Source organism: Kitasatospora sp. NPDC005748, assembly GCF_040630735.1.
In the GTDB taxonomy this organism is placed as follows: domain Bacteria; phylum Actinomycetota; class Actinomycetes; order Streptomycetales; family Streptomycetaceae; genus Kitasatospora.
On record NZ_JBEXYD010000146.1, the window covers coordinates 1 to 3,387 of the forward strand.

Annotated in this window: 4 protein-coding genes; 3 read left to right on the plus strand and 1 reads right to left on the minus strand. The window is 70.4% G+C overall.

The window, feature by feature from the left end; all coding sequences use genetic code 11:
* Positions 1–343 precede the first annotated feature (343 nt).
* Positions 344–1,117: an aminoglycoside adenylyltransferase domain-containing protein gene (locus ABZ495_RS36910; protein ID WP_359840361.1), complete on the minus strand. Its 774-nt coding sequence runs from the start codon at positions 1,115–1,117 to the stop codon at positions 344–346.
* 339 nt (positions 1,118–1,456) lie between these two features.
* On the opposite strand from ABZ495_RS36910, the gene ABZ495_RS36915 reads away from it, so the two are divergent.
* The 3 genes from ABZ495_RS36915 to ABZ495_RS36925 all read left to right on the plus strand — a co-directional run bounded on the left by ABZ495_RS36915 (position 1,457) and on the right by ABZ495_RS36925 (position 2,908).
* Positions 1,457–1,762, plus strand: a complete 306-nt coding sequence (locus ABZ495_RS36915) for a hypothetical protein (RefSeq protein WP_359811842.1) — start codon at positions 1,457–1,459, stop codon at positions 1,760–1,762.
* Positions 1,763–1,810: 48 nt separating this feature from the next.
* Positions 1,811–2,002, plus strand: a complete 192-nt coding sequence (locus ABZ495_RS36920) for a hypothetical protein (protein ID WP_359840363.1) — start codon at positions 1,811–1,813, stop codon at positions 2,000–2,002.
* A gap of 546 nt (positions 2,003–2,548) precedes the next feature.
* On the plus strand, positions 2,549–2,908 hold the full coding sequence (locus tag ABZ495_RS36925; protein ID WP_359811848.1) for a hypothetical protein: 360 nt from the start codon (positions 2,549–2,551) through the stop codon (positions 2,906–2,908).
* The last annotated feature ends 479 nt before the right edge of the window (positions 2,909–3,387 follow it).

The window sequence follows — 3,387 nt, forward strand, 5'->3', positions numbered from 1 at the left end:
CGTCGCCCGGCGCGGCGACAGCGCGAGGGGGCCGCGGCCGTCGGGCGAGGGGGGTCGGGCGACGGACCCGAGCAGCTGCGCCTGGCGCTCGCCGCCGAGCGCACTTGCGTCTCGCCGCGCGCCCGGGGTCTGGGCGCGCCGACCGCCACCCGCAGTGCCCAGGGCGGCGCGGTCGTCGTGGAGAGCTGGCACAGCGACCCGCGGCTGTTCGCCGTCCGCGGCACCGACCTCCGGCTGCTCCGATGGGTCCAGGAACTGCGCCGGGCTCATCGGGGGCCGGCTCGGTTTTGCCCCGGGGTGTCTCGGACAGCCACCAAAGAATCCAGGCAGGCCGCCGGTTTCGTCACTCGGCGAGTGACTCCGCGTAGGCGGCGAAGGCGTACGTCTCTTCGAGGCTGCCTTGTCGTGGCGCATCGGCCGGGTCCCAGCCCAACTCCCGGTCCTGGATCACCTGGATGAACAGGGGCCGCCAGCGCGGGTCGAGGGTCTCGCACGCCCACTCCAGCGCGCCGCGCTTGGAGGCCACCTCACCGGTGTGCAGAGTGAACAGCGCCCGGCAGTAGGTGGTCACGGCATACCGTTGGCTCCAGGCCACGTCGAGGCGGGCCCAGGTCCGTAGGTCGGTCAGGAGGCCGGGCAGCATCGCGCGCATCGATTCGCGCAGAGCCTCGGGCGGTACCGCGTCGACGAGGTCGGCGGCCGGGGTCCCGGCCAACGTGATGCCGCAGTTGTAGAGGATCCAGCGGGCGTGGGGACTGTTGCAGTGGGTGTCCCAGATCAGCTCCCGGTGACCGTGGTCGCAGAACAGCCACGGCGTCCCGAGCCCGGCGACGTCGCGTAGGGACGCAGTGTCCGCGTAGGAGCCCTCCAGGTGGTTGGTCCACAGGCCCGGGCGGGTGGGAATCTCGCGGTGGAGCCGGCGGAGCTGGTCCTCCGCGGCTCCGGTGGGCAGGACGGTGGTGGCGACGATGAAGTCACAGTCGCTGTGCAGGTCTGCGGCGCCCAGCGCGAAGGAGCCCTGTAGGTAGGCGCCGACAAACGTGTCGCCGAGGATGCCGCGGACCGTGTGGACGAACTCGTCCAGGAGCGCGTCGAGTTCCCGGTAGGGGGTGAACATCGGTATCTCCGTACCCGTTGAAGTGGTGAGGGTTCACGGGCGCGCGGCGGAGAGGAAAGGGGTTGCCGCCGCGCTCAGGCCCGGCGGATCCACGTGGCGGCGAAGCAGCAGACTGTCATGGAACGCAACGGTAGCGACGCCCCTTCTGCCGGGCAATCGAGATTTCAGCGGCGGAAGGCGGTGTGCTCGACCCCTCCACGCCGCCCTCGGACCCCGCGCATACGCCAGACACCAGGACGCCAAGCGGACCCAGCAGCAAGCCGACCAGGACGCCGCCGAACGCCGCCGCGAGGAACGCGAGCTCCTCGCCACCGCCTGCCCCACTGCCACCGCACCGCCATGTACAACAACCCCCGCTACGCCAGCGACGGGACCAAGCTATGCCACTTCTGCCAGCGGAAGGCCGACCAGGCCGCGCAGGCCGAAGCGGAGCGGCAGATCACCGCAGCCGCCGAGACCCACAGTGGGCGCGCCCAGATCGCCGAGAACGCCTCCCTCCTCCGCACTGCATTCGGTCCACGCAAGCCGAAAGAGGCCAAGGGTAAGGAGAAAGGCCTCAAGAACCGGTTTGCACGGCCTGTTTGCATAGCCCTGATTGGCCTGATGGAACGTCGTCCCCGGCGAAGTCGAAAGGGAATCGAGTGACTTTCTTTCTCAGGTCGCGCGAAGTAGTCCGCCGAAAAGTCCATTGGAATGATCGCCGACCAGATCCAAGAGGTCGCCAGAGAGGCCGCGATGTGGAAACGCCACCGTTCCCGAGTCTGCGACAACGAGAGCGATGCGGCCGCAATCCGAGCCGCGATCGACGAGCACAGAGAATGGCGCAGGATCGGCTACGCCGTGGTGGAGGAGAACCTCACCACCTCCGACCCGACCGCGACCTGACCGTCCGGCGCTGGCGCCGCGAACAGGAGTACCGGGCCCGCGCCGCACAGACCACCACCGCCCCGGACACCCGGAAGAAGATCGTCCTCACTGCCTTGCGCCGCGCCGGCCTAGAACCCACCGAAGCCGAAGCCGACCACCAAACCGCCCGCCGCTTGGCCCACCTCGACCACCACACCATGACCGCCATCGCCGGTTGGGTCGAAGCCGCCTTCGCCGCCGCTCTGCGCCGCACCGCTCCCGTCCCGCCCACCAGGCCGGTTGTCCGCCGCGCACCGATCAGGCCGGACGGTCACCAGGCCCCTGAGTAACGCCGCCAGCTCCGCCTGGCGGCCGGGCGCGGCCGGCGGGCGCCGGTGAAACGCCACGCGGACTCTCGGTCCCGGCGCCGGACCCCGCCGAGCTTGTCCCGGACAGAGGTCTGACCAGGCCGGACACCGGACCGGTGTCCGGGACAGGGGCCGAACGTTGATCTGCTCAGGCGGCTTGGGAAAGGCTTCTCGTAGTCGAGCCGGGGCATCCGGCGATGGATCCGAGGAGTGTGGAATGCGCATAGCATCGAAGGTCGGCATCGTCGTGGGGAGTGCGGTGTTCGCCGTGGCCGGCACCGCCGCCTACGCCGGTGCGACGCCGGCAGATCAGACGACCGCGTCCGCCCAGGGCCAGAGCTCCCTCGCGTCGATCCCGTCGTACTGCACCCCGGGATCGGACTCGAACTACTTCGGGGTGCACTGCAACACCCAGAAGGTCTACAAGGTGAAGGCGTACTGCGACAGCAGCGACGGCCGACACACCACCCTCACCGGCAACGAGGCGAGCAATAACGGGTGGTCCACCATCCACTGCAATACCCTGGGATCTGGCTGGCACTACCGGCCGAACAGCGGGACCGTTATTGTCCGATAGAGGCGATCAGTTCGGCGGCCGCGGCGAGGACCGCTTACGGGGGCGGTCGCGGAGCGCAGGTGCAGGAGCCGCCGGCTTTGGTTTCCGCCTCGGCAGCAGCCGACGCCAATGCACGGCGACGTTCTCCACGCCGCGTATGGCGTGATGGTGCGCCACCGCGAGTGGGCCGAGCGGCTGCTCGCCGCACACCGCACCCAGCCCCGGGAGGCGGGACAACCCGTGCCCGGGGCCACCGAAACGCCCCGGAGCGAACGGCGGCCGTGCACGGCACCGCCCACTGCGCTGGCCAGGCTCCGTCGGCGGCCGTGGCTCCCCGGGGCGAAACGGCGCCCGGGGCCGGGCCGGCCACGGCCGCCCCCGTAACACCCCGGGGAGAAATCCCGACCCCGCCGCGTCGGCCCGGTGGGCGCCCGCCGGGCCGACGCCCACCCGGAGCTCGGAAGAGCACACGACAGAACACCACACACCCAAAACCACAA

Excerpts from the sequence above, each read along its gene's own strand:
- ABZ495_RS36910 (WP_359840361.1), bottom strand. The coding sequence starts at position 1,117 with ATGTTCACCCCCTACCGGGAACTCGACGCGCTCCTGGACGAGTTCGTC.
- ABZ495_RS36915 (WP_359811842.1), top strand. The coding sequence starts at position 1,457 with ATGTACAACAACCCCCGCTACGCCAGCGACGGGACCAAGCTATGCCAC.
- ABZ495_RS36920 (WP_359840363.1), top strand. The coding sequence starts at position 1,811 with ATGATCGCCGACCAGATCCAAGAGGTCGCCAGAGAGGCCGCGATGTGG.
- ABZ495_RS36925 (WP_359811848.1), top strand. The coding sequence starts at position 2,549 with ATGCGCATAGCATCGAAGGTCGGCATCGTCGTGGGGAGTGCGGTGTTC.